General features: G+C 64.4%; 23 protein-coding genes. All 23 read left to right on the top strand.

Going from position 1 to position 24,687, the window contains the following annotated elements:
• Positions 1 to 7 precede the first annotated feature (7 nt).
• The 23 genes from RPF88_RS16275 to RPF88_RS16165 all read left to right on the top strand — a co-directional run bounded on the left by RPF88_RS16275 (position 8) and on the right by RPF88_RS16165 (position 24,674).
• Positions 8 to 1,282, top strand: coding sequence for an ABC transporter substrate-binding protein (locus RPF88_RS16275; RefSeq protein ID WP_063167499.1), 1,275 nt, complete (start codon positions 8 to 10; stop codon positions 1,280 to 1,282).
• Positions 1,283 to 1,337: 55 nt separating this feature from the next.
• The gene (locus tag RPF88_RS16270; protein ID WP_063170177.1) at positions 1,338 to 2,054 is read left to right on the top strand and encodes an ABC transporter ATP-binding protein; all 717 of its coding nucleotides are present in this window, start codon (positions 1,338 to 1,340) and stop codon (positions 2,052 to 2,054) included.
• Positions 2,054 to 2,755, top strand: a complete 702-nt coding sequence (locus RPF88_RS16265) for an ABC transporter ATP-binding protein (RefSeq protein ID WP_063171519.1) — start codon at positions 2,054 to 2,056, stop codon at positions 2,753 to 2,755. Before RPF88_RS16270 ends, RPF88_RS16265 begins: the two co-directional genes overlap by 1 nt.
• Before the next feature lie 67 nt (positions 2,756 to 2,822).
• Complete coding sequence (locus RPF88_RS16260; protein WP_013533093.1) at positions 2,823 to 3,686, top strand: branched-chain amino acid ABC transporter permease; 864 nt, start codon at positions 2,823 to 2,825, stop codon at positions 3,684 to 3,686.
• Between the two features lie 8 nt (positions 3,687 to 3,694).
• Positions 3,695 to 4,744, top strand: a complete 1,050-nt coding sequence (locus RPF88_RS16255) for a branched-chain amino acid ABC transporter permease (protein ID WP_063167501.1) — start codon at positions 3,695 to 3,697, stop codon at positions 4,742 to 4,744.
• On the top strand, positions 4,744 to 6,498 hold the full coding sequence (locus RPF88_RS16250) for an FAD-dependent oxidoreductase (protein WP_063167502.1): 1,755 nt from the start codon (positions 4,744 to 4,746) through the stop codon (positions 6,496 to 6,498). The genes RPF88_RS16255 and RPF88_RS16250 overlap by 1 nt, the downstream gene beginning before the upstream one ends.
• 10 nt (positions 6,499 to 6,508) lie before the next feature.
• Complete coding sequence (locus RPF88_RS16245; protein WP_063167503.1) at positions 6,509 to 7,399, top strand: intradiol ring-cleavage dioxygenase; 891 nt, start codon at positions 6,509 to 6,511, stop codon at positions 7,397 to 7,399.
• A complete protein-coding gene (locus RPF88_RS16240) occupies positions 7,399 to 8,217 on the top strand; it encodes an SDR family NAD(P)-dependent oxidoreductase (RefSeq protein WP_013533089.1) in 819 nt (272 codons plus the stop codon). Before RPF88_RS16245 ends, RPF88_RS16240 begins: the two co-directional genes overlap by 1 nt.
• Positions 8,218 to 8,280: 63 nt before the next feature.
• Entirely contained in the window at positions 8,281 to 9,588 is a 1,308-nt protein-coding gene (locus tag RPF88_RS16235; RefSeq protein ID WP_063167504.1) for an ABC transporter substrate-binding protein, read from the top strand.
• A gap of 25 nt (positions 9,589 to 9,613) precedes the next feature.
• The gene (locus RPF88_RS16230; protein WP_063167505.1) at positions 9,614 to 10,342 is read left to right on the top strand and encodes an ABC transporter ATP-binding protein; all 729 of its coding nucleotides are present in this window, start codon (positions 9,614 to 9,616) and stop codon (positions 10,340 to 10,342) included.
• On the top strand, positions 10,339 to 11,067 hold the full coding sequence (locus tag RPF88_RS16225) for an ABC transporter ATP-binding protein (RefSeq protein ID WP_013533086.1): 729 nt from the start codon (positions 10,339 to 10,341) through the stop codon (positions 11,065 to 11,067). The genes RPF88_RS16230 and RPF88_RS16225 overlap by 4 nt, the downstream gene beginning before the upstream one ends.
• The gene (locus RPF88_RS16220) at positions 11,054 to 11,917 is read left to right on the top strand and encodes a branched-chain amino acid ABC transporter permease (RefSeq protein WP_013533085.1); all 864 of its coding nucleotides are present in this window, start codon (positions 11,054 to 11,056) and stop codon (positions 11,915 to 11,917) included. The genes RPF88_RS16225 and RPF88_RS16220 overlap by 14 nt, the downstream gene beginning before the upstream one ends.
• Positions 11,914 to 12,960 carry a branched-chain amino acid ABC transporter permease gene (locus tag RPF88_RS16215; protein WP_063167506.1) on the top strand — a complete coding sequence of 349 codons (1,047 nt, stop codon included), beginning with the start codon at positions 11,914 to 11,916 and terminating at the stop codon, positions 12,958 to 12,960. The genes RPF88_RS16220 and RPF88_RS16215 overlap by 4 nt, the downstream gene beginning before the upstream one ends.
• A complete protein-coding gene (locus RPF88_RS16210; protein WP_063167507.1) occupies positions 12,957 to 13,973 on the top strand; it encodes a zinc-dependent alcohol dehydrogenase in 1,017 nt (338 codons plus the stop codon). The genes RPF88_RS16215 and RPF88_RS16210 overlap by 4 nt, the downstream gene beginning before the upstream one ends.
• Before the next feature lie 12 nt (positions 13,974 to 13,985).
• Positions 13,986 to 14,774, top strand: a complete 789-nt coding sequence (locus tag RPF88_RS16205) for an alpha/beta fold hydrolase (protein WP_063167508.1) — start codon at positions 13,986 to 13,988, stop codon at positions 14,772 to 14,774.
• A 29-nt stretch (positions 14,775 to 14,803) separates the two neighbouring features.
• Positions 14,804 to 16,024 (top strand): acyl-CoA dehydrogenase, encoded by a 1,221-nt coding sequence (locus RPF88_RS16200; protein ID WP_063167509.1) that lies wholly within the window; start codon positions 14,804 to 14,806, stop codon positions 16,022 to 16,024.
• 61 nt (positions 16,025 to 16,085) lie between these two features.
• Positions 16,086 to 16,634, top strand: a complete 549-nt coding sequence (locus tag RPF88_RS16195; protein ID WP_013533080.1) for a flavin reductase family protein — start codon at positions 16,086 to 16,088, stop codon at positions 16,632 to 16,634.
• A gap of 360 nt (positions 16,635 to 16,994) precedes the next feature.
• Positions 16,995 to 18,530, top strand: a complete 1,536-nt coding sequence (locus RPF88_RS16190) for an FGGY-family carbohydrate kinase (protein ID WP_063167510.1) — start codon at positions 16,995 to 16,997, stop codon at positions 18,528 to 18,530.
• Complete coding sequence (locus RPF88_RS16185) at positions 18,527 to 19,303, top strand: DeoR/GlpR family DNA-binding transcription regulator (protein ID WP_063167511.1); 777 nt, start codon at positions 18,527 to 18,529, stop codon at positions 19,301 to 19,303. Before RPF88_RS16190 ends, RPF88_RS16185 begins: the two co-directional genes overlap by 4 nt.
• Positions 19,300 to 21,012, top strand: coding sequence for a glycerol-3-phosphate dehydrogenase/oxidase (locus RPF88_RS16180; RefSeq protein WP_063167512.1), 1,713 nt, complete (start codon positions 19,300 to 19,302; stop codon positions 21,010 to 21,012). Before RPF88_RS16185 ends, RPF88_RS16180 begins: the two co-directional genes overlap by 4 nt.
• A 423-nt stretch (positions 21,013 to 21,435) precedes the next feature.
• Positions 21,436 to 22,446 (top strand): sugar-binding transcriptional regulator, encoded by a 1,011-nt coding sequence (locus RPF88_RS16175; protein WP_027163951.1) that lies wholly within the window; start codon positions 21,436 to 21,438, stop codon positions 22,444 to 22,446.
• Positions 22,447 to 22,479: 33 nt separating this feature from the next.
• The gene (locus RPF88_RS16170) at positions 22,480 to 23,136 is read left to right on the top strand and encodes a DUF2291 domain-containing protein (RefSeq protein WP_063167513.1); all 657 of its coding nucleotides are present in this window, start codon (positions 22,480 to 22,482) and stop codon (positions 23,134 to 23,136) included.
• A complete protein-coding gene (locus RPF88_RS16165; protein WP_063167514.1) occupies positions 23,133 to 24,674 on the top strand; it encodes a sugar ABC transporter ATP-binding protein in 1,542 nt (513 codons plus the stop codon). Before RPF88_RS16170 ends, RPF88_RS16165 begins: the two co-directional genes overlap by 4 nt.
• Positions 24,675 to 24,687 lie beyond the last annotated feature (13 nt).

Below are 24,687 nucleotides of genomic sequence, written 5' to 3'. Positions count from 1 at the left end.
ACCAAACATGATCACAAGACGCAGCCTACTGAAAGCCTCGGCGGCGACAGGCCTGGCGCTCGCCGGTTCGCGCCTGGCGACGCCGGCCATCGCGCAAGGCGCCAAGATCCGCCTGGGCTATGTTTCGCCGCAGACGGGGCCGCTCGCCGGCTTCGCGGAAAGCGACGCCTACAACATCAAGGCCTTCCTCGCTTCCGAGGCGGGCAAGAACTTCGAGGTCATCGTCAAGGACAGCCAGTCGAACCCCAACCGCGCGGCCGAGGTAGCCAAGAGCCTGATCGTCGATGACGAGATCAACCTGATGCTCGTCGGCTCGACGCCCGAGAACACCAATCCGGTGGCCACCACCTGCGAGGCGGAGGGCGTGCCGGTGATCTCGACGATGGCGCCGTGGCAGCCCTGGTTCATCGGCCAGCAGGGCAATCCGGCCGATCCGTCCTCGTGGAAGCCTTTCAACTTCGCCTATCACTATTTCTGGGGTCTCGAGGACATCATCGCCGTCTACACCGGCATGTGGAAGCAGCTTTCCACCAACGGCAAGGTGGGAGGGCTGTTCCCCAACGATGCCGACGGCAATGCCTGGGGTGATCCGAAGAACGGCTTGAAGCCGGGCCTCGATGCCGCCGGTTTCAGCCTTGCCGATCCCGGCCGCTATCAGAACCTGTCGGACGATTTCACCGCGCAGGTCAACGCCTTCAAGGCGGCCAATGCCGAGATCGTCACCGGTGTGGTCATTCCGCCGGACTTCACCACCTTCTGGAACCAGGCCCGCCAGCAGGGCTTCAAGCCCAAGGCGATAACGGTGGCCAAAGCGATCCTCTTTCCGCAATCGGTCGAGACGCTGGGCGATGCTGGCCACAACCTCTCATCCGAGGTCTGGTGGTCGGCCTCGCATCCGTTCAAATCGTCCGTGACGGGCGAGAGCTCGGCGGAAATCGCGGCGGATTTCACCGCCAAGACCGGGCGCCCCTGGACGCAGCCGATCGGTTTTGTCCATTCGCTGTTCGAGGTGGCGGCCAATGTCATGGGGCGCGTTTCGGATCCGACCAATGCCGAGGCGATCGCGGCGGCCATAGCCGCCACCGACATGACGACGGTGGTGGGGAAAGTGGCATGGAGCGGTGCGGGACTGCCGCCTTTCGCCGCGAAGAACGTCTGCAAGACGCCGCTCGTTGGCGGCCAGTGGCGGAAGAAGGCCGGTGGCGGCTTCGATCTGGTGACCGTCGAGAACGCCGGCGCTACCGAGATTCCCACCGCTGGCAAGATGGAAGCCCTGGCCTGACGCTGCCGGGGGCGGCTGCGCCGCCCTCGTTCGGCGCGACCCAAGGATGACTGTGATGATACTCAGGCTGGAAAACGTTTCGAAGTCCTTCGGCGCCCTGAAGGTTGCGGATTCCGTGACCGTCAGCGTGCCGCGCGGCGAAGCGCTGGGCATTATAGGCCCGAACGGCGCGGGAAAATCGACGCTCTTCAACCTGATCACCGGAAACTTGTTTGCAAATGAGGGCCGCATCGAATTCCTCGGCCGCGACGTGACCCGCGCTCCGGCCATGGAGCGGGTGCGCATGGGCGTCGGCCGCAGCTTCCAGATTCCGCAGCCTTTCGAGGGGCTGACCGTGTTCGAGAATCTCTTGACCGCCGCCGCCTTCGGCCGCGGCGGACGCGAGGCCGAGATGGTCGAGGATTGCGCTGGTATCCTCGAGGCGACGGAGCTCCTCAGGAAAGCCAATTTCGTGGCCGGCTCGTTGAGCCTTCTCGACCGCAAGCGCCTGGAACTCGCCCGCGCCTTGGCGACAGGCCCCGAACTTCTGCTTCTGGACGAGATCGCGGGCGGTCTGACGGAGGGCGAATGCAAGGCCCTGGTCGCGACGATCAGAGCCATCCACGCGAGGGGGACCACCATCATCTGGATCGAGCATGTGCTGCATGCCCTGAATTCGGTGGTCGAGCGGCTCCTCGTGCTGGATTTCGGGCGCGTGATCGGGATCGGCGCGCCTGATGAGATCATGGCCTCGAAGGCGGTTCGCGAAATCTATCTGGGGCTCGAGGTCTGATGCTGGAAACGCGCGGCCTCACCGCGAATTACGGCCAGTTCCGGGCACTGTTCGGTGTGGATATCACCGTGGCCGCGGGCGAATGCGTGGCGATCATCGGCGCCAACGGCGCCGGCAAATCCACGCTGATGCGCTCGATCACCGGCGTGATCGGCAACGCGCCCGGCATGGTGCTGCACAGGGGCGAGCCGATCGGCGCGCTGTCTTCGGCCGAGATCATGAAGCGCGGCATCGCCATGGTGCCGGAGGGGCGCCGGCTGTTCCCTTCGCTCACCGTCGAGGAAAATCTGCTGGTCGGCGGGCAGGCGCGTAAGGTGCAGGGGCCGTGGAGCCTCGACGCGGTCTATGACCTTTTCCCGATCCTGGGCGAGCGGCGCAAGAGCCCCGGTACCGCGCTCTCGGGTGGCCAGCAGCAGATGGTGGCGATCGGCCGGGCGCTGATGTCGAACCCCGAATTGCTGCTTTGCGACGAGATCAGCCTCGGCCTCGCGCCCGTCGTCATCCGCGATATCTACGCAGCACTTCCCAGGATCCGCCAAGGCGGCGCCGCGATCGTGCTGGTGGAGCAGGATATCGGCAAGGCGCTGGCAGTGGCCGACCGCGTCTACTGCATGATGGAGGGTCGCGTCACGCTGGCCGCCAGGGCGGCCGAGGTCACGCGCGAAGATATCCACTCTGCCTATTTCGGAGTGGCGGCATGACGCGGGAACCAAGGCTCGGTCGTCTGCTCGCACAGCACCCTTGTGGCCTGATCGAGGTGGCGCGGCGATGATCTGGCTGGACACCCTCGTGCAAGGGATTCTGCTGGGCGGGCTCTATGCCCTGTTTGCAGCAGGGTTGAGCCTCGTCTTCGGCATCATGCGGCTGGTGAACCTAGCCCATGGCGACCTCATCATTCTTGCCGCTTATCTGGTTTTGATGGGCGTCACGCTGCTCGGCTTGTCGCCCTGGATCGCTGCCCTGATTGCCATGCCCGTGATGTTCGGGCTCGGCTGGCTGCTGCAGGCCGCCGTCCTGAACCGCGTGCTGGGCAAGGACATCCTGCCGCCGCTTCTGGTCACGTTCGGCCTGTCGGTCGCCTTGCAGAACGGCCTGCTCGAGGCCTTCTCCGCCGACAGCCGCCGCATTCCGGTGGGCGCGTTGGAAGGGGCATCGCTCGATCTAGGGCTGGTCACGGTTGGGATCATGCCGTTGATGACCTTTGCCTCGGCGATCGTGACGATCATTGCGCTCAACGCGCTCTTTTACCACACCGCCCTCGGCCGTGCCTTCCGCGCCACCTCGGACGACGCCGTGACGGCGGGGCTGATGGGGATAGAGCCGAAGCGGATTTTCGCGATCGCCACCGGGATCGCCATGGTCGTGGTGACGCTGGCGGCGCTCTATCTCGGCATGCGCGCGAACTTCGATCCTTCGATCGGACCGGCGCGGCTGATCTATGCCTTCGAGGCGGTGATCATCGGCGGCCTCGGCAGCCTGTGGGGGACGCTTGCCGGCGGGATCATCATCGGGGTGGCGCAAACGTTTGGCGCCGCGCTCAATCCGGAATGGCAGATCCTGGCCGGCCACATCGCCTTCCTGGCCGTGATGCTGCTCAGGCCGCGCGGGCTTTTTCCGCGCGCAGTGGATTGAGGGCCGGCATGTATCGACTGACAACCCGCACCCGCGCCGGAACCGTGACCGCGATCATCGTGCCGATCTTCCTCGTCGCCGCGCTCGCGCTGCCTGCCGTGGCCTCGCGTGGTGTCATACAGGATCTGTTCTTCATCCTCACCATGCTGACGCTGGCGCAGATCTGGAACCTGCTGGCGGGCTATGGCGGCCTGGTCTCGGTGGGCCAGCAGGCTTTCGTCGGCATCGGCGCCTACGCGATGTTCGCCGGCGTGATCCTGCTCGGCTGGAATCCGGTCCTGGCGATCCCGCTGGGCGCCCTTGCGGCACTGGTGCTGGCGGTTCCGACGGCCTTTTTCGCGTTCCGCTTGCAGGGCGCGTATTTCGCCATCGGCACCTGGGTGATCGCCGAAGTGACGCGCCTGCTGGTTGCGCAGTGGAAGGCACTTGGCGGCGGCACCGGCACGTCGCTGCCGCGCGAGGCGACGAGCAGCATCCTGGGCACCGATGCGGTCCGGGCGCTGTTCGGCGTCCGCGAGGCCGCGGCACGCGATGTCATGGCCTACTGGCTGGCTTTGGCGCTGGTCGTGGCCGTGACGGGCGGCATCTACTGGCTGCTGCGCAGCCGCCTCGGGCTGGCGCTGGCGGCCGTGCGCGACAATGTCGACGCGGCGCAATCGGTGGGCGTCGATACCGCCCGGCTCAGATGGGCGGTCTTTCTGATCGCCGCGGCTGCCACCGGGCTGACCGGCGCGCTGATTTTCCTGCAGACGGCCCGCATCTCGCCGAGCGCGGCCTTTGCCGTCACCGACTGGACCGCCAACGTCATCTTTATTGTCGTCATCGGCGGCATCGGCACCATCGAGGGGCCGATCCTCGGTGTGCTGGTCTTCTTTGCGCTGCGCTCGGCGCTGGCCGACTACGGCAGTTGGTACTTGATGACGCTCGGCCTCATCGCCGTTGTCGTGATGCTTTTTGCGCCAAAGGGGCTCTGGGGCCTGATCGCGTCCCGCAATGGCCTGCACCTGTTTCCGGTCCGCCGCAGGCTGACCGGTCCGAAGATCGAGGGAGGAATTTGATGGCGGATATCGAAACCGACGTGCTGATCGTCGGCACTGGCCCGGCCGGCTCGGCCACCGCCGCGCTGCTGTCGAGCTACGGCGTGGCCAACATGATCGTCAATCGCTATCGCTGGTTGTCGAACACGCCGCGTGCCCACATCACCAACCAGCGCACCATGGAAGTGCTGCGCGACCTCGGTCCGGATGTCGAGGCAGAGGCCATGATGCACGCCTCGCCGCAGGAACTGATGGGCGAGAACGTGTTCTGCGAAAGCCTGGCCGGCGAGGAGATCGGCCGCATGAAGAGCTGGGGTACAGCGCCGCTCTCCAAGGCCGAACATCTGCTGTCGTCTCCCTGTTTCATGAACGATTTGCCCCAGACCTTCATGGAGCCGATCCTGTTCAAGTCGGCCTGCACCCGCGGGACGCAGGCACGCATGAGCACGGAATATGTCAGCCATGTCCAGGATGCGGACGGCGTGACCACGACCTGCCGCGATCGGCTGTCGGGTAAGGATTTCACCGTGCGGTCGAAGTTCCTCGTCGGCGCCGACGGCGGCAACTCGCTGGTGGCCGAGCATCTGGGCCTGCCGCTCGACGGTAAGATGGGCGTCGGCGGCTCGATGAACATCCTGTTCAGGGCCGATCTGTCGAAATACGTCGCGCACCGGCCGAGCGTCCTCTACTGGGTCATGCAGCCCGGCGCCGACGTCGGCGGCATCGGCATGGGTCTGGTTCGCATGGTGCGGCCGTGGGATGAGTGGCTGATCGTCTGGGGCTACGACATCAACCAGCCGCCGCCGGAGGTAACGCCGGAACTGGCCACCGAGGTCGCGCGTCAATTGGTCGGAGATTCCGCGCTCGAGATCGAGCTCCTGGGCGCCAACACCTGGACGGTGAACAACTGCTTCGCCACGCACATGCAGAAGGGGCGGGTGTTCATCATGGGCGACGCCGCGCACCGGCATCCGCCCTCGAACGGGCTCGGCTCGAACACATCGATCCAGGATGGGTTCAATCTCGCCTGGAAGCTTGCCAAGGTCGTCAAGGGGCAGGCGGGCATCGGGCTTCTGGATAGCTACTCTGCCGAGCGCGCACCGATCGCGCGCCAGATCGTGACGCGGGCGAACCAGTCCATTGCCGAATTCGGACCGATCTTCGAGGCGCTCGGCATGGATGGCGGCGTCGATCACGACAAGATCCAGAGGAACATGGAGGCCCGCGCCGACGCGACGCCCGCGGCCGAAGCGCAGCGCGAGGCGCTCCGCAAGGCTATCGCCTTCAAGAAGTACGAGTTCGACGCCCATGGCGTCGAGATGAACCAGCGCTATGCGTCCGGCGCGGTGGTGACCGACGGCCAGCGCGAGCCGGCATTCGAGAAGGATCGCGAGCTGCACTATGCGCCAACGACGTGGCCGGGCGCGCGCTTGCCGCATGTCTGGGTGTTCGAGCGCTCGGGCAGGAAGGTCTCGACGCTCGATCTTTGCGGGCATGGCGAGTTCACGCTTTTGACCGGTATTGGCGGCGAGGCGTGGGTCGCCGCGGCGGAGACGGTGGGCGCGGAGCTCGGTCTGCCGATCCGCAGCCATGTGATCGGCCCGCGCCGCACGATCGAGGATCATGCCGGCGACTGGGCCGGCGCGCGGGAGATCCGCGACACCGGCTGCCTGATCGTCCGTCCCGACCACCACGTCGCCTGGCGTTCCGAAACGCTCGCGGCCGATCCGGCGGCCGAACTGCGCCGGGTCTTCAAATCCGTTCTGGCGCGCTGAGGAGGATCGCATGATTGACGAACACGAATCCGGCTATTTCACCGAGGCGAACTCGGCCGAGGTCGTCGTGGCGCGCAACAGGAACGCCAAAGACGAGCGGCTCAAAGAGGTGATGGAGGTCATCACCCGAAAGCTGCACGAGGCGGTGAAGGAGATCGAGCCGACGCAGGAGGAATGGTTCGGCGCGATCATGTTCCTGACGCAGACGGGCCAGATCTGCAACGAATGGCGGCAGGAGTACATCCTGCTGTCGGATGTTCTCGGCGTCTCGATGCTGGTCGATGCGATCAACAACCGCAAGCCGTCGGGTGCCTCGGAATCCACGGTGCTGGGGCCTTTCCACGTCGCCGACGCGCCCGAATTGCCAATGGGATCGAACATCTGCCTCGACCAGAAGGGCGAGCCGATGTTCGTGCATGGCCGCATCCTCAATACCGAGGGTAACCCGATCGCAGGCGCCAAGATCGACGTCTGGCAGGCCAATGACGAGGGTTTCTACGACGTGCAGCAGAAGGGCATCCAGCCCGACTTCAATCTGCGCGGGGTGTTCCGCACCGGTGCGGACGGACGTTACTGGTTCCGCGGCGTGAAGCCCAAATACTACCCGATCCCGGATGACGGTCCGGTCGGCAGGCTGCTGGGCGCGCTAGGCCGCCACCCCAATCGTCCGGCGCATCTCCACTACATCGTCGAGGCCGAGGGCTTCGACGCGCTGACCACGCACATCTTCGATCCGGACGATCCGTACATCGATTCAGATGCCGTCTTCGGCGTGAAGAAAAGCCTGCTCGCCGAATTCCGCAAGGTCGAGGACGCCGAAGCCGCGGCCAGGGTCGAGGTCGCGGCGCCGTTCTACGACGTGGAGTTCGATTTCGTGCTGTCGCGCAAGGGAGGAAACTGATGGCCGCACTTGAGAAGATGTTCGATGTCAGAGGCAAGTCGGTGATCGTCACCGGCGGCGCCAGCGGCATCGGGCAGGCCTATTCCGAGATCATGGCCGAGCACGGGGCGAAGGTCTGCATCTTCGACCTGAACCCTGCCGGGCTGGAGAAGACCGTGGCGGCGATCAGGGCGGCGGGTGGCGATGTCTGGGGCCAGGTCGTCGATGTCGGCGACCGTGCGGCCATGGCGGCCGCCTTCGACAAGGTGGCCGAGAAGGCCGGCTCGATCGACGTCGTGTTCGCCAATGCCGGGATCGACGCCGGGCCGGGCTTCAACACCCCGACGGGCGAAAGGAACCCCGAGGGCGCCATCGAGAACCTGCCCGACGAGCACTGGGACAAGGTGATCGAGATAAACCTGACCTCGGTCTACACCACGATCAAGCATGCCGTGCGGCACATGAAGCCGAATGGCGGCGGCCAGATCATCGTCACGTCGTCCATCGCCTCGCTGATCAACGAGAGCATCGTGGGTACACCCTACATGCCCGCCAAGGCCGCGGTGAACCATCTCGTTCGCCACATGGCGATGGAGCTCGGCGCCTACAACATCCGCATCAACGCAATCCTGCCCGGGCCGTTCATCACCAACATCGCCGGCGGCCGGCTGCGCAATCCGGCGGACCGCAAGGCCTTCGAGGCCCAGTCGCTCATCGGCCGGATCGGTGACCCTGAAGAGATCAAGGGCCTGGCGCTCTATCTGGCGTCGCCGGCCGCGTCCTACGTGACGGGCTCGCTGATCGTCATCGATGGCGGCTCGCTGCTGAGGATGACCTGAACAAGCTTTGAACTGAGACCGGTCCCGTGGGCCGGAGAAACTTAACCCAGGGAGGAACCGACAATGACCTACTACAACAAACTGGTGAAATCGGGCTTGCGGCCCAGCCGCCGAAGCGTCCTGAAGGGGATTGGAGCCGGCGTTGCCGCCAGCACGCTGGGCATGCCGACCTATCTGCGCGCCGCGACGGCGGGGAAGATCAAGCTCGGCTATCTCAGCCCCACGACCGGGCCGCTCGCCCTGTTTGGTGAAACGGATGGCTACACCTTGCAGAAAATCCGCGCCCTGCTCGGCGGCCAGCTGCAATGTGCCGACGGCAATACTTACGAGATCGAGATCCTCGATCGCGACAGCCAGTCCAATCCGAACAAGGCATCGGAAATCGCCGGCAACCTCATCCTGAACGACGAGGTGCATCTGCTCGTACCGGCCTCGACCACCGACACGATCCTGCCCGCGGCCGAGCAGGCCGAGCTTTATGAGACCCCCTGCATTTCCTCCGGTGCTCCCTGGCAAGCGGTGATCATGCCGCGCGGCGGCGGCAAGCAGACCTTCGGCTGGACCTATCATTTCTTCTGGGGCCTCGACGAGGCGCTGAACACCTTCGTCGGACTCTGGAGCCATCTGGAGACCAACAAGAAGGTCGGCATGCTGTTTCCGCAGAACATCGACGGCGAGACCTGGGGCAACGACGAATATGGCTTGCCAGCGCCGACCCGCAAGGCCGGCTACGAGGTCGTGGTGCCCGGCTATTTCCAGCCCCGCACCAATGATTTTTCCGCACAGATCGCCGAGTTCAAGAAGCAGGGCTGCGAGATCATCGGCGGCATTACCTATCCGGACGATCTGAAGACCTTCGTCACCCAGTGCAACCAGCAGGGCTTCAAGCCGAAGGCGGTCACGGTGGCGGCGGCACTCCTGTTCCCGGGGGGTGTCGAGGCCATGGGTCCTCTAGGCAACGGCATGTCCTCGGAGGTCTGGTGGACACCGGCGTTCCCGTTCAAGTCGTCGCTGACCGGGCAGGTCAGCAGCGACATCGCCAGCCAATGGGAAGTCGATTCGAAGCGGCAGTGGACGCAGCCGCTGGGCTATTCGCATGCCTTGCTCGAGGTCGCGCTCGACATCCTGAAGCGCTCTTCCAATCCGCTCGATCGCACAGCCAACCGAGACGCCCTGGTCGCTACCGATCTGCAGACGCTGGTCGGTCATATCAAGTTCGACGGCTCGCCCCACAAGAACATCTGCAAGACGCCGATCTTCGGCGGCCAGTGGGTGAAGGGCGAGAAATGGCCTTATGACCTGAAGATCGTCGACAACACGGTCAATCAGCTCTTCGCGCCGCAACAGGCTATTCAGCCGATCGCCTGGTGACATGAGCGGGGACGCGGGCAGAGTCATGGGTAGGGAAATCCTGCTGAAAGCGCACGGGGTGTCGAAGTCCTTCGGCGCTGTCCGCGTCCTGCATGACGTGACTTTCGACGTGCATCGGGGCGAGGTGCTGGGCATCCTCGGCCCGAATGGGGCGGGCAAAACGACGCTGTTCAACATGATCAGCGGCGACTTGAAGACGTCCGGCGGCGAGATCCAGCTCGGCGACACCGCACTCCGCGGCGAGCCGCCCTTCCGGCGCTGCCAGATGGGGATCGGGCGGACCTATCAGATCCCGCGTCCCTATTCCGGCATGACCACCTTCGAAAACCTGCTGGTCGCCGCCGCTTTCGGCGGCGGCCGGTCCGAGAAGCAGAGCTATGCTTTCTGCGCCCAGGTCCTGCGCGAGTGCGAACTCTCCGACAAGGCCAATGTCTCGGCCGGCGCTCTCACTCTGCTCGACCGCAAGCGGCTGGAGCTGGCGCGCGCGCTGGCGTCGGATCCGAAGCTGCTGCTGCTGGACGAGATCGCGGGCGGGCTGACCGACGATGAATCGAAGGCGCTGGTGGCGCTGGTGCGCCGCATCCGCGACCGCGGCATCACCATCGTGTGGATCGAGCATGTGCTGCACGCATTGCTGGCGGTAGCCGACCGGCTCTTGGTTCTGAATTTCGGCGAGAAGATCGCGGAAGGCGTGCCCGCCGACGTGATCGCGCTGCCTGAGGTCCAGCGCGTCTACATGGGGATCGAGGGATGACGGCCGTTCTTTCCACCCACGGGCTGTTGGCCCGCTATGGCGACTTCCAGGCGCTCTACGGCGTCGACATCGAGCTGCACCAGGGTGAGGCCGTGGCCTTGATCGGCGCCAACGGGGCCGGAAAATCCACCCTCCTGCGTTCGATCATGGGCCTGCTTCCGGTCGGGCGCGAGATGGTGCTGCTGCACGGTGAGCCGGTCGGCGGCACCGCCACCGACCGCATGGTGCAGAAGGGCGTCGCCATCGTGCCGGAGGGCCGCCGCCTCTTCACCGGCATGTCGGTCGAGGACAATCTGCGCGTCGCCATCGACCAGGCCGCGCGCATGGGCGCCAAGGGCGGATGGACGCTGCCGCGTCTGCACCAGCTGTTCCCGATCCTCAAGGAGAAGGCTCGCACCCAGGTGCAAAGCCTCTCGGGCGGGCAGCAGCAGATGGTGGCGATCGGCCGCGCGCTGCTCTGCCAGCCGCGCGTGCTGCTCTGCGATGAGATCAGCCTTGGTCTCGCGCCCAAGGTGATCCGCGAAATCTATGCCGCCTTGCCCGAAATCCGCGCCACCGGAACGGCGATGATCGTGGTCGAGCAGGATGTCGGCCTCGCCCGGACCGCCACGGACCGCCTCTACTGCATGCTGGAGGGCCGCGTGACCCTGACCGGCAGGTCCGCCGAAATCACGCGCGAGCAGATCGGCAAAGCCTATTTTGGAGCGGGCCATGGAGTGGTTTGACGCCTTGGTGCAGGGGGTCCTGCTGGGCGGCATGTATGCCCAGTATGCACTCGGCATGGCGCTGATGTTCGGCGTCATGCGGATCGTCAACATCAGCCATGGCGATCTGGTGATCCTTTTGTCGCTGATCGGCATCTCGATCGCCACGGCTTGGGGTCTGGGACCGCTGCCGGTGCTGATCGTGCTGGTGCCGCTCGCGGTGCTGATGGGCTGGGTGCTGCAGAAGGCCGTGCTGAACCGCGTGGTGGGCAGCGATCCGCTGCCCTCGCTGATCGCGACCTTCGGACTGTCGATCGCGCTGCAGAACCTGATGCTCCAGATATGGTCCGCGAACAGCCGATCGCTGCCCGGCCATGGGATCGAGAGCCAGTCCATCGAGATCGGCGGCATCTATGTCGGTCTCCTGCCGCTGATCGTGCTGGCCGTTGCCACGGGCCTGACAGGAGGCCTCGACCTGACGCTGAAGCGCACGCGCTTCGGTCGCGCGCTCCGCGCCGCGTCGGCCGATGTCGAGGCGGCGGCGATGACCGGCATCAACCCGCGCGCCGTCTATGCGATGGCGACAGCGGCGGCGGTCGGCATTCTCGGTTTTGCAGCCGTCTTCCAGGCGCTGCGGTCGACTGTTGCTCCGGCCGACGGACCTGCCCAGCTGATCTACGCGTTCGAAGCGGTGATCATCGGCGGCATGGGGACGGTATGGGGCGCCTTCGTCGGCTCGATGGTGCTCGGCATCTCGCAGGCCATCGGCTTCCGCATCGATCCGGGCTTCGGCGTGCTTGCCGGACATATCGTCTTCCTGGTCGTGCTGGCGACCCGCCCACAGGGCCTGTTCGGAAAGGCATTGTCATGAGTGCGATTCCCTATGTGGCAACAACCGAGGTGCCCGAGGTCGTGGTCCAGCGCCAGACCCGGTCCGGTCGCATCGCGATGACGCTGGCGGTGCTGGCCATGATCGCTGTCGCTGTCATGCCGTGGTGGGCTTCGACCGGCACGATCCGGTCGGTTCTGGTGCTGTGCTGCTATATCGCCGTCGCGCAGATGTGGAACCTGCTCGCCGGCTATGCCGGCCTCGTCTCCGTAGGCCAGCACGCCTTCATGGGCGCCGCCGGCTATGCGCTTTTCGTGCTGGCGCAGACCTACGGCATCAATCCGTTTGTGGCGGTCTTCCTGTCGCTCCTGGTGCCGGCCGCGCTGGCCGTGCCGATCTACCTGCTGCTGCATCGCCTGGATGGCCCCTATTTTTCGATCGGCACATGGGTGGTGGCCGAGGTCTTCCGGCTGACCGCCTCGAACCTGCCGCTCGTCAATTCCGGCGCGGGCATGTCGCTTCGCGTGATGAAGGACTATTCGGCCTTCGAGCGGAATGTCGCTATGTCGCTGCTCTGCGCGGGGATGCTGCTCGTCACGCTGGGCGGCAGCTATTGGCTGCTTCGCTCGCGCTTCGGCCTTGCGCTGATCGCCATACGCGACAATCCGGTTGCGGCTGCCAGCCAGGGCGTGAATGTCGTGAAGCTACGCTTCCTGATCTATGTCGCGTCAGCGGTCGGCTGCGGCCTCGCGGGCGCGATCTATTTCATGGCGCAGCTGCGCATCACCCCGGGTTCGGCCTTTGATCCGATGTGGGCGAACGTCGCGATCTTCATCGTCATGGTCGGCGGGATCGGGTCCATCGAGGGCGTTCTGATCGGATCGCTGATCTTCTTCATCGCGGACCGCTGGTTCGGCGAATATGGCGCAACCTATTTCGTCGTCCTCGGCCTGATGACGCTTCTGGTGGCGCTCTACGCCCGGACGGGCATCTGGGGCCTGATCTCGAAGCGGTGGGATGCACCATGGTTCCCGATCCGACGCAAGCTCGTCGACCCCGAACCGCTGACGAGGAGGATTTCATGAAAGCCGCCATCTTCGATAAGGTCGGCGTCCCACTGCGGATCGGCACGGTGCCGGACCCGACGCCAGCCCCGGACGAGGTCGTCTTGCGTGTCGCCGCTTGCGGCATCTGCGGCAGCGATCTGCACATCACCGAGGATCCGGTGCCTTTCGGCATCGAGGCAGGCTTTGTGCTCGGCCATGAATTCTCCGGTGACATCGTCGCGGTCGGATCGGAGGCAAAGGGCCTTCGGATCGGTGACCGGGTCGCTGTCGTGCCGATGCGCGGTTGCGGACACTGCGAGGCCTGCGAGCGCGGCGATCCGGCGCGCTGTCACGAGATGGAGCTGATCGGCGGCGGCTATGCGCAATACGCGACCGTGGCCGCACGCCAATGTCACATCCTGTCCGACGATGTAGCACTCGAGGATGGTGCGTTGGCCGAGCCACTGTCGGTCGCCCTGCATTGCATCGTCCGTTCGGGCATGAAGCCGGGGGATCGGGTCGCCATACTGGGTGCCGGGCCGATCGGACTGCTCGTCGCCTTCTGGGCGCGGCGCATGGGGGCATCGCGTGTCGTGGTGGCCGACATCCACGGCCATCAGCGCGAGCGTGCGCTTGCTCTCGGCGCGACCGGCTTCGCGCTTTCCGGCGAAAAGCTGAGCGAGAACCTCACCGATCTCTGCGGCGGAGCGCCCGACATCGTCTTCGAATGCGTTGGCAAGCGTGGCCTCATCGGCGCGGCGGTCGAGGCGGTCCGGCTGCAGGGCACGGTGGTCGGGGTCGGCCTCTGCATTGGTGGAGACCAGTGGGACCCGTTCGTTGCGCTGACGAAGGAAGTGAACCTGCTGTTTTCGGTCTTCTTCCATCAGCGCAACGAATTCGGCGTCGCCCTCGATGCGCTTCGAGGCGGACCTTTCGCACCGCAAACTCTGGTCACCGACCGGATCGACCTCTCGCCGGTTCCGCAGATATTCGAGAGCCTTCGCCGCCGCACCACGCAATGCAAAGTGCTGATCCAGCCGGACCTTGTTTGAGGAGAGTGAAAAATGGCCGTTCAATTCGAAACGCTCGAATACGATATCGATGGCACGAAAACGGTGGTGATGGCCATCGGTAGAGGCAAGCCCGTGCTGTTCCTGCACGGCGCCTCGACGCTTGAAGGCTTCGACTTTGCCGAGGGCCTCGCGGACCGTTTCCGCGTGCTCTGCCCGAGCCATCCGGGCTTCGGCTTTTCTGGCCCGGCGCCGCATGTCGCTACGATGTCCGACATGGTTTTACACTATCTGAATCTGCTCGATGTTCTCCGTCTGCCGGAGAAGCCTCATCTCATCGGCTTTTCCATGGGCGGCTGGATGGCGACCGAACTCGCTGGCCTTGCGCGCGAGCGTTTCGACAAGGTGGTGCTGATCGCGCCGGCAGGGCTCAACGACCCCGCATATCCGGCCACTGATCTCGGCGCGGTCGCGCCGCAGGAGTTGCCGGCCTATCTGGCGCAAGACGTCTCGGTGGCGCTGCGCTACTTCCCGGATGGTTCCGACGCCGCCTTTGCCGAGGCCTTCGGCGCCGATCGCGCCCGCGAAGGCGAGACGCTCGGCCGGCTGCTGGCGCCGTTCGGCATGGGTCATCCGAACCTGCGGCGCTTTCTGGCGCGCATCGCCAATCCGACACTGGTCGTCTGGGGCACCAGGGACCGTATGCTGCCGGCGGGACAGGCTCCGCTCTTCGTCGAGGCGCTGCCCGACGCACGCCTGATCCTCGTCGAGGACGCCGGCCATTTCGTCATGCAGGAGAAACCCGAAACGCTCAGGAAGATCGGCGATTTCTTCGCCGGCTGATCGCATTTGAAAAGGAGGAGGAGAACACGATGAACAAACCCATCAAGCACAGCTCGTGGGGGACGACCACCGACTATCGCGACTTGCTCAGGAAGATCGCGGAGATCGGACCGGCCCTGGAAGCCAACGCCACCGCCGATGAGGAGAATGGCGAACTGACTGCGGCCACGTTCGAGCTGCTGAAGCCGCTGCGCATGTCGCATATCTTTGCCGCGGAGAGCCTCGGCGGTGCGCAGTTGCGACCCACCGAGGGTCTCGAACTGCTGGCGGCGATCACCTGGCATTCCGGGGCGGCCGGCTGGGTTTCCATGGTGCATTGCTGCATCGGCGCGATGTCGGCTGCCTTTCTGCCGGACAGCGCGGTCGAGCGGCTGTTCGCGCCGGGCTCCGACAACCGTTTCTCGGGACAGGGGGCGCCGCTCGGCATGCTGAAGAAGGTCGACGGTGGCTACCGGCTGAACGGCAAGTGGAGCTATGGCAGCGGCTTCAGCCACGCCACCTATAGCCACAGTGCCGCCTTCGTCGACGACGGCACCGGCAAGCCCGCCAAGGACGATAGGGGCAATGTGATCATCATGTGCGCCCATGCGCCGATCTCCCAGCACAAGCAGCTCGGCAATTGGGACGTTCTGGGCCTCGGAGGCACCGGCAGCATCGACTATGCGGCCGAGGACGTCTTCATCGCCGACGATCTCGTCTTCCCGATCCTGACCGCACCGCCGCTGCGCCAGAAGGAGTTCTTCAGTCTCGGTGTCGTCGGCCTCGCCGCCATCGGTCATACCGGCTGGGCACTCGGCACCGGGCGGCGGATGCTGGACGAGATCGCCAAGTTCGCCCGCAGCAAGTCAGGCCGCGCCGGGTTGATCGGCGAGAGCGAGAAATTCTGGCACGACTATGGCCGCGCCGAAGCCCGCTATCGCGCTGCCCGCGCCTTCATCTTCGAAGTCTGGCGCGACATCGAGATGACGGTCGAAGCCGGCAACAGCATGTCGACGCGTCAGATCAGCCTTGTCCATCTGGCCAAATCCGAGATTCACGAGGTTGGCGTCGACATCTGCAACTTCGCCTACCGCGCGGGCGGCGGTGCGTCGCTGCGCGCCGGTGTGATCCAGCGCACCTTCCGCGAGATGATGGTGGCGGCCAACCATTTCACGATCGCGCCATCGATCGTCACCTCGGCCGGCCGCGACATCGGCGGGGTGTGGAGCGATCGCACCTGGCAGTTCTACGATCTGATCGAGAAGAAGTAGTCGCAAGGGCCGGACGGCGGACCCATCCGGCCCCATTTCATGCTGCAGAAGAGAGACGTCGATGAGCTTCCCGCATCCGATGACCAACGCCTTCCGCGAAGCCTTTCGCCACCATCCGGCCGGTGTTGCCGTGATCACGGCCGATCCCGGCGACAGACCGGTGGCGATGACCGTGTCCTCGCTGATCTCTGTAAGTGCTGCGCCACCGGTCGTCGCCTTCTCGCTGTCGATGAAATCGACCTCGTCCGAACCCTTGCTGCGGGCGCAGACCATGGTGATCCACCTGCTGCGCTACACCGATATCGACCTGGCGCAGCTCTGCGCGTCGAGCGGCGCGGAACGCTTCCCGCCGGGAGGCGCCTGGGCTCGGCTGCCCACGGGCGAACCGCGCTATACCGGCGTCTCGACCTGGTTCCGCGCCCGCCGGCTCGGCGTCCTGCCGATCGAGGGCGCGACACTGGTGGCGGCCGAACTCCTTGACGGCGAGGTGCAGCCGGACGAGATCCCCCCTGAGGCGCATTCGCTGGTCTACCTCGACCGTCGCTGGCATCGCCTGCACAAGGAACTGGACGGCGTGGCTGAACTTCTTGAGTCGTCGCGTTTTCTTTGAACGGTGCCGGCTGTCCGGCCGCTGCGCACGGAATTCGCTAAGCCAGTCAAACGCGTTCGAGCGTCAGTCGCACCGTCCCCCTGGCCCGCCGTGCAGGGTTGAGGGCCATCCAGCCAGTTGGGCACTGGTCGGAGCTTCGTCCCGCATCGGATGCATGTCTCAGCTTACGTTAGACATTTCTACAAAATATATCACATGTTGACGTTAATTTAACAGGCTACTATGGTCTGTTTACCGCATCGGATGCGGCGCTTTGGTATCACCGTTGCTCGTTGATTGTCGTCATGTCCGTCATCCTTATCCCAACCTGCAGGATTGCCTTGCAGCGCCCTTCACCAGTTGCTGAAAACGGCGGCGCCCATGCCCAGTTTGCTCGGAATCGATAACGGTCTCACGGTCACCAAGGCGGTGATCTTCGATGCCGATGGCACGCAGTTGTCGGTGGCGCGTCGGCGGGTTCCGCAATCGATGCCCCATGCGCGCTGGGTGGAGCGCGACATGGCCGGCCTCTGGCAAGCGACCGCCGACGCAATCAAGGAGGCGATCGCGCTATGTGGCCGCCCGGCGGACGACATCAGGGCGGTGGCGGCAACCGCGCATGGCGACGGTCTCTATTTGCTCGACAAGGATCGTCGGCCGCTGGGGCCTGGAATCCTGTCGCTCGATAGCCGCGCCGGCAAGATTGTCGAGCGATGGTCGGCGGACCGGGTCTTCGAAGAGGCGCTAGCGCGAACAGGCCAGGCGCCCCACGTCTCGGCGCCGTCGGCGCTGCTCGCCTGGATCAGGGAGCACGAACCGGCCCGCTATGGGCGTATCGGGCATATACTGGCCTGCAAGGACTGGCTGCGCTTTTGCCTGACCGGCAAGATCGGCACCGACCGTACCGAGGCCAGCACCTCATTCACGGATTTCCGCACGCAAGCCTTCGCGCCGGAAGCGTTGCGAATCTTCGGATTGGACGATGTTTTCGACGCGCTGCCGCCGATGGCGCACTCCGCCGCGATCGTCGGCCATGTCACCGCCGAGGCAGCCGAAATGACCGGCCTTGCCAAGGGAACACCGGTCGCGTGCGGACTGCATGACGTGACTGCCTCCGCACTTGGCATGGGCGGCCATGAGGAGGGCGTGCTCGCCATCGTCGCCGGAACCTATTCCATCAACGAAGTCGTCTCTTCGCAACCACGCGTCGACCCGCGTTGGCTCTGTCGCAACGCCATCGACGCAGGCCGCTGGAACAACATGGCGATCTCGCCGGCCTCGACCGCGAACTACGACTGGTTTCTCGACACGTTCTGCCGCTCGGAGCAGGAAAAGGCATCGATCGATGGCGACTCGATCCACGAGCTTCTGGCAGCAGAGATCGACGCGGCGCTGAAGAAGCCCTCGACCATCCTGTTTCATCCCTATCTGTTCGGCTCTCCTTATGGCGATGTTGCCAGCGGCGGCTTTGTCGGCCTGCACGGCTGGCACAATCGCGGCGATATGCTGAAGGCGGTTCTGGAGGGCATTGCCTTCAATCACCGCACCCATGTCGAAGCCTTGCGCGACGGCTTTGCCATCAGCGAGATCCGCCTGACCGGCGGCGGTTCGCGCAATCCGGCCTTCGTTCAGATGTTTGCCGACGTGCTGAACGCCCCGGTCATCGTCACCTCGACCGACGAGGCCGCGGCCTTTGGCGCTGCCCTTTGCGCGGGGGCGGCGGTTGGCATCTTCGCGACGCCGCAACAGGGCGCCAGGCAGGTCGGGATGACGGCGCGCCAATACGAGCCTGACCAAGCCTCGAGTGCTGTGTTCAACGAGCGCTTTTCCCTCTATGGCCGCATAGCCGGTGCGCTCGAACCGCATTGGCCCGACATCGAGAAGCTGGGCCGGCCAGACACTGGGGGAACCGCATGATCAAGGCCGACGAACGACGCGAAGAGATCGCCGACTATGTGATCAAGCTCGGCCAGGTGCGCATCGACGATCTGGTCGAGCATTTCGGCGTGTCGCGCATGACCGTCCACCGGCATATCGACCGGCTGGCGCAGCAGGGCGTGCTGCGCAAGCTGCACGGTGCGGTGACGGTTCAGCCTTCCGGCCTCTACGAAAGCGCCTTCCGCTACCGTGTGACGGTCAACCGGGCCGAGAAGGATGCGCTGGCGCGGGCAGCACTCGATTATGTCGAAGCCGGCCAGGTGGTGATGCTGGACGATTCCTCGACGGCAAACGCCGTCGCGGCACTGCTGCTCGACGTCAAGCCGCTGACCGTCATCACCAACTCCGTAGCGACGGCATCACTGCTGATCAATGTCGACGAACTCGACTTCATCTGTCTCGGCGGCCAGTACCACGGCACCTACAACGCCTATATCGGTATCGTCTGCGAGAACGCCGTGGCGCAGCTGCGCGCCAATGTGCTGATCTGTTCGGCTTCGGCCATCACCGGAACCACGGCCTTCATCCAGGATCCCAATGTCGTGCGGGTCAAGCAGGCGATGATGGCCGCATCGGCCAAGCGTATCCTTCTGATCGACCATGCCAAGTTCGACAGGATCGCGCTGCATGTCTTCGACGATCTGACCAGCTTCGATGTCGTGCTGGCGACCGAAGGCCTGGGCGATGCGCGGGCGCAAGCTCTCGAACGGGCCGGCGTGAAGCTGCGCATCGTCAAGACGAGAGCGTCATGAGCTCAAGCGAAGCAACATTTACGGAAAATCCCGCCGGGCGTTTGGCCGCCATGGCCGGAACCGGCGAGGTCGACGTCGTCATTCTTGGCGCCGGCATTAACGGGGCAGGGCTGTTTCGCGACCTGTGCGCGCAAGGCGTCAGCTGTCTGATCGTCGACAAGGCGGATTTCGGCTCGGGCACCAGTGCCGCGCCGTCGCGGCTCATTCACGGTGGCCTGAAATATCTCGAAACCGGCGAGTTCGGGCTGGTCGCACAGTCGACACTTGAACGCAATCTGCTTTTGAAGAACGCGCCGCACTATGTCAGCCCGCTGCCGACCGTCATCCCGATCTTTTCCTGGAGCAAGGGCATGTTGGCGGCCTTGCGGACGCTGTTCGGCTCGACCAGCGCACCGCGCAGCCGCGGCGCCATCCTGATCAAGATCGGCCTGATGATCTATGATTTCTACGGCTCGCGAAACCAGGTCATGCCGCGCCACCGCATGGTCGGGCGGCGCCAGGCGCTCAGCGGGATGCCGGCGCTCAATCCTTCGATCGTCGCCACCGGCACCTACTACGACGCCAAGATAAGCCACCCCGAAAGGCTCGTGCTTGAACTGATCCTCGATGGGCGGCAGGCAAACGCGGCCTCGGCCAGCGCGAACTATACGGCGCTGGTCAAGTCCGCCGATGGGGTACTGACCTTCCAGCCGGAAAACGGCGCGGCCTTTTCGGTGCGGCCGAAGCTGGTGGTCAACGCCGCCGGTCCGTGGATCGACGATGTCAACGAATTGCTTGGCGCGCCGTCGAAGATGATCGGCGGCACCAAGGGCTCGCACGTCCTGCTCAAGCATGACGAACTGGTCAAAAGCCTGGCCGGGCGCATGCTCTATTTCGAAGCCGATGACGGCCGCATCTGCCTCATCTACGATTATCTCGGCCTGGCGCTGGTCGGCTCCACCGACATCAAGGCCGACAATCCCGACGCGGTGCGCTGCGAGCCCGACGAAGTCGAGTACCTGCTCGACAGCGTGCGGACTCTGCTGCCGGGAATGGCGTTCGAGCGCGACCAGATCGTCTACGCCTATAGCGGCATCAGGCCGCTGCCGGCCTCCGATGCATCGCTGCCCGGGCTGATCAGCCGTGACCACTCCGCGCCGGTCGCCGAGCCGGATCGGAACAGACCTTTCGCGGTCATCTCGCTGGTCGGCGGCAAGTGGACGACCTTTCGCGGCTTTGCCGAGGAAGTCGCCGACACCGTGCTCGGCCGCCTGCAGCACAGCCGCAAGGTGACGACGCAAGCCATGCCGATCGGCGGCGGCAGGGATTTCCCGACCAATGCCGCAGCGCGAGCAAGTTGGCTGGCTCTGGCTCGCTCGAAGACGGGCGCTGAGGAACGGCGTCTCGATGCGCTGCTGTCGCGATACGGCACCAGAGCCACGCAGATCGCCACGCATGGGTCGGGCGATGAGGGTCGGCTGCCGGATTCAGAAAGCTACAGCAAATCGGAAATCGACTACATCGTCCGCAACGAGTTCGTCGAACATCTGGCCGACATCGTCATGCGCCGCAGCACCTTGGCGATATCAGGCTCCCTGACAGGCCGCGACCTGCAGGCGATTGCGGCGATTGCCGGACAGGCGCTGGGCTGGAGCGCCGGGCGCCTTGCAAGGGAAGTCGAGGCCGCAATTGTGGAACTCGAGGACCGGAACCTGATGCGGCTGGGTTGATCAGTCCGTCACCGATGCTCTTCACAAGGCAATCCGGTTGGTTTGCCCATGGATGCGCCGCATCCGCAAATCGCCCAACTCACAGGCGGATTGGGATTTTGCCGATATTAGATATTATCCCTGAAAAACAGCTAGTTAGAAGAAAATCTGGATAGCCGATGGCCATGCAATTCTGCTGGCTTAGGCGTGAGGTAACATAGATTGACGTTAAATTAACACAACTGTATGATCGAGTAACATGCTCACCTCCTAATAGGTCGATGTTGCCCGCCGAATGCCGGCAGACCGGCGTTTCGGGAAGGGCGAGACCTGTGAATTGCCCGCATGTGCATGCGCCCAACCCGGCGGGGGATTGACAGCGATGCAGGGATGTGAAAATTTTTGCACACAAAGATAATAATATCATCTCAGGGAGGAGATGGCTTGAAATCCGGCGGAACCGCTAACCGCGATCATGAGTCCAGCCTCGCCACCCGCGCGGCCTGGCTTCACTATGCCGGGGGTCTGACGCAGGCCCAGGTGGCCAAGCGGCTCGGCCTGACCAGCCTCAAGGCGCATCGGCTCATCACGCGGGCCACCCAGGATGGCCTGGTCAGGGTGATCATCGACGGCGACGTCGGCGAATGCATCGACCTCGAGCAGCAGCTGATCAATGCTTACGGGCTCGATTACTGCGAGGTCGTTCCGGATCTCGATCAGGACGAGCTGCCGCTGAAGGCGCTTGGCATCGCCGGCGCTCAGTTTCTGAAGCGGGAGATCGATCGCGGCGAGGACATGCTGATCGGCGTCGGCCACGGCCGTACCCTTGCCGCAAGCGTCGAGTATCTGACGCGCACCGCCGCCGCCCATATCCGTTTCGTCTCGCTGCTTGGCGGTGTGACGCGCAAGTTCGCGGCCAACCCGCACGACGTCATGCATCGGCTGGCCGAGCGGACCGGCGCGCAGGCCTATGTGATGCCGGTGCCTTTTGTCGCCAACACCGCGGAGGACCGTGAGGTGCTGCTTGGGCAGCGCGGCATCAGCGATGTCTTCGACCTCGCAAGCCGGTCCGACCTGATGTTCGTCGGCATAGGGACCGCCGAGCGGGAAGCTTCGCTGGTCGCCACCGGCATGATCGAACATTCCGAAATCGATGAGGTCAAACGCGATGGCGGCGTCGGCGAGCTGCTCGCCCACTTCTTCGACGACCAGGGACGCCCAGTGGAAACGGCGCTGTCGGAAAGAATCCTGGCACTCCCGCGGGACCAGTTGAAGGGCCGCCGGATCGTCGCCGTCGCCGGCGGCAAAGTGAAAATACGCGCTATCAAAGCGGTGCTCGAAAGCCGCTATCTGAGCGGCCTGATCACCGACGAATCCACCGCTCGTGCCCTTGTCGAACAGAACAAACCCAATGGCGCGAAGCGCCATATGAACGGAGGATCGCCAAATGCGTGACAAGCGCGGATCAGCCTTGCTGGCGGTTGCGTCATGAGCGCGAAAGCCGCCACTGCATCGACCAGGCCTGCCTCGCCCGCCCTGCGTCGGGCACTTGCCAGCGCCGCGGTTGTCGTCCTGCTCGGCGCCATGGCGCTCGATACCAACGTGGTCAGGATAGGGTCGGCAGGCGACGTTCGCAGCGCCGTGTTTTCCGCCGCTGACTACGGCAAGTCGGAATTTCCCAAGGTGCAGGCCGATGTCGAGGCACGCGCCGCCGACGCGGTGACGGTGGCGACGGCGATTGCCAAGGACAGGGCAACGGCGGAAAAGGAATACGGTGTGCCTGCGGGCGTCGGACCGGTCATTTCAGTCAAGTTCACCGGCGTCGTCGGCGAAGGAAAATCTGGCATCTACAAGGTCGCCGTCGACGGCGTGCCAGATACGTTGATGATCCGCGTGCAGACGGGACCGGCAATCAACGGGACGGAACTGCGTGACGCCACGGGCAAGATCACATTCGGCCAGTTCACCAACCAGATTGAGTACCAGGACGCCGGTTCGGCGCTGAACAATGAGATGAAGAAGGAAGTCCTGGCCAAGGTCGATACGAGCACCTTGACCGGCAAGACCATATCGGTGGTCGGCGCATTCAAGCTGGTCAACCCGAAGAGCTGGCTCGTCACCCCCGTGAGGCTGGACGTCAAATGAAACCGACTGCCGACACCGGACCCGCGACTGGCGACGCCGTGCTTTCGGCGCGCAACATCGTCATGTCGTATGGCGGCGTCCATGCGCTCAAGGGCGTCAATTTCGACATCCATCGCGGCAAGGTCACCACGCTGTTCGGAGAGAATGGCGCCGGCAAGTCGACGCTGATGAAGATCCTCTCCGGCGTGGTCACGCCGACATCCGGCGACATCGTGCTCGACGGCAATCTCGTCAGCTTTTCTTCGTCCTCGGACGCGCGCGATCGCGGCATCTCGATCATCCACCAGGAACTCAGCCTGGCGCCCAACCTCAGCGTTCGCGACAACATCTTCATGGGCCGCGAACTGCGCACCAGGACCGGCCTCGACTTCGCCGAGGAGCAACGCCAGGCGCGCGCTCTGATGGCTGATCTCGAGGAGGACATCGATCCGATGACCCTGGTCGAGGATCTGCGCCTCGGCCAACAGCAGATCGTCGAGATCGCCCGGGCACTGTCGGTCGATTCGCGCATCCTCATCATGGACGAGCCGACCTCCGCGCTCAGCGCAACCGAGGTGGAAGTTCTGTTCAAGGTGATCCGCGATCTGACCAGCCGCGGCGTCTCCATCGTCTACATATCGCATCACCTCGAAGAGGCGCTGCAGATCACCGACTATGCCGTTGTCCTGCGCGATGGCGCGATTACCGCGACGGCCGAAGCCCGGGATATCGATCTCGAATGGATCGTGCGCAACATGGTCGGCGAGAATTTCGATCTCGGCTCGCCGCCGACCGGCCATGAATTCGGCGAAGTCGCCCTATCGATCGAGGATGTCAGCGTCGTCGACACTTCGGGCTCAGGTTATTCCGTCGTCGATCACCTGTCGCTGGACGTGCGAGCAGGCGAGATCGTCTGCATCTACGGGCTGATGGGTGCCGGGCGCACGGAATTGCTGGAGGCCGTCGCCGGACGAGTGCCGATGGCGGGCGGGCGGGCGCTGCTGGAAGGCGAGGACGTCTCGGGGCTGAGCATTGCCCAGCGTATCTCCAGAGGGCTTGTGCTGGTCCCCGAGGACCGGCAGCGCGACGGGCTGGTGCAGACGATGACCGTCGGTCGTAATCTTTCGCTCGCCAGCATCGAAGCGTTCGCCAGGGGCCTGTTTCTGTCTCGTTCCAGAGAGCGAGAGCTGGTCGAAGACTCGATCCGCAAGGTGACCGTCAAGACCGCTGGCGGCAACGCCATGATCGGATCGCTGTCGGGCGGCAATCAGCAGAAGGTCGTCATCGGCAAGATGCTGACGACCAATCCCAAGGTTATCCTTCTCGACGAGCCGAGCCGCGGCATCGATGTCGGCGCCAAGGCCGAAGTCTTCCGCTTGCTGAGCGAACGCGCTGCGCAGGGCCTTGCCGTCGTCTTCTCGACCTCTGAGGTCAACGAATGCCTCAGCATTGCCCACCGCATCGTCGTCATGCGCCGCGGCAGGATTTCAGCCGAATTCGGCGCCAATGCCACCAAAGAGCAGATCATGGCCGCCTCGGGCGAAGCCGTGGTCGCCTGATCACCAGGAATTT

It is taken from the genome of Mesorhizobium sp. ISC11, from assembly GCF_037162595.1.
Classification (GTDB): Bacteria; Pseudomonadota; Alphaproteobacteria; order Rhizobiales; family Rhizobiaceae; genus Mesorhizobium; species Mesorhizobium ciceri.
The sequence above is the reverse complement of the archived record's forward strand: the minus strand, read 5'-3'. Positions and strand labels throughout refer to the sequence as shown.

Bases quoted from the DNA above. Each gene is read 5' to 3' on its own strand.
- RPF88_RS16260 (WP_013533093.1), top strand. From the start codon at position 2,823: ATGATCTGGCTGGACACCCTCGTGCAAGGGATTCTGCTGGGCGGGCTC.
- RPF88_RS16210 (WP_063167507.1), top strand. From the start codon at position 12,957: ATGAAAGCCGCCATCTTCGATAAGGTCGGCGTCCCACTGCGGATCGGC.
- RPF88_RS16170 (WP_063167513.1), top strand. From the start codon at position 22,480: ATGAGCGCGAAAGCCGCCACTGCATCGACCAGGCCTGCCTCGCCCGCC.
- RPF88_RS16245 (WP_063167503.1), top strand. From the start codon at position 6,509: ATGATTGACGAACACGAATCCGGCTATTTCACCGAGGCGAACTCGGCC.
- RPF88_RS16190 (WP_063167510.1), top strand. From the start codon at position 16,995: ATGCCCAGTTTGCTCGGAATCGATAACGGTCTCACGGTCACCAAGGCG.
- RPF88_RS16255 (WP_063167501.1), top strand. From the start codon at position 3,695: ATGTATCGACTGACAACCCGCACCCGCGCCGGAACCGTGACCGCGATC.
- RPF88_RS16225 (WP_013533086.1), top strand. From the start codon at position 10,339: ATGACGGCCGTTCTTTCCACCCACGGGCTGTTGGCCCGCTATGGCGAC.
- RPF88_RS16240 (WP_013533089.1), top strand. From the start codon at position 7,399: ATGGCCGCACTTGAGAAGATGTTCGATGTCAGAGGCAAGTCGGTGATC.
- RPF88_RS16215 (WP_063167506.1), top strand. From the start codon at position 11,914: ATGAGTGCGATTCCCTATGTGGCAACAACCGAGGTGCCCGAGGTCGTG.
- RPF88_RS16265 (WP_063171519.1), top strand. From the start codon at position 2,054: ATGCTGGAAACGCGCGGCCTCACCGCGAATTACGGCCAGTTCCGGGCA.
- RPF88_RS16180 (WP_063167512.1), top strand. From the start codon at position 19,300: ATGAGCTCAAGCGAAGCAACATTTACGGAAAATCCCGCCGGGCGTTTG.
- RPF88_RS16235 (WP_063167504.1), top strand. From the start codon at position 8,281: ATGACCTACTACAACAAACTGGTGAAATCGGGCTTGCGGCCCAGCCGC.
- RPF88_RS16205 (WP_063167508.1), top strand. From the start codon at position 13,986: ATGGCCGTTCAATTCGAAACGCTCGAATACGATATCGATGGCACGAAA.
- RPF88_RS16220 (WP_013533085.1), top strand. From the start codon at position 11,054: ATGGAGTGGTTTGACGCCTTGGTGCAGGGGGTCCTGCTGGGCGGCATG.
- RPF88_RS16275 (WP_063167499.1), top strand. From the start codon at position 8: ATGATCACAAGACGCAGCCTACTGAAAGCCTCGGCGGCGACAGGCCTG.
- RPF88_RS16195 (WP_013533080.1), top strand. From the start codon at position 16,086: ATGAGCTTCCCGCATCCGATGACCAACGCCTTCCGCGAAGCCTTTCGC.
- RPF88_RS16185 (WP_063167511.1), top strand. From the start codon at position 18,527: ATGATCAAGGCCGACGAACGACGCGAAGAGATCGCCGACTATGTGATC.
- RPF88_RS16270 (WP_063170177.1), top strand. From the start codon at position 1,338: ATGATACTCAGGCTGGAAAACGTTTCGAAGTCCTTCGGCGCCCTGAAG.
- RPF88_RS16250 (WP_063167502.1), top strand. From the start codon at position 4,744: ATGGCGGATATCGAAACCGACGTGCTGATCGTCGGCACTGGCCCGGCC.
- RPF88_RS16200 (WP_063167509.1), top strand. From the start codon at position 14,804: ATGAACAAACCCATCAAGCACAGCTCGTGGGGGACGACCACCGACTAT.
- RPF88_RS16165 (WP_063167514.1), top strand. From the start codon at position 23,133: ATGAAACCGACTGCCGACACCGGACCCGCGACTGGCGACGCCGTGCTT.
- RPF88_RS16230 (WP_063167505.1), top strand. From the start codon at position 9,614: ATGGGTAGGGAAATCCTGCTGAAAGCGCACGGGGTGTCGAAGTCCTTC.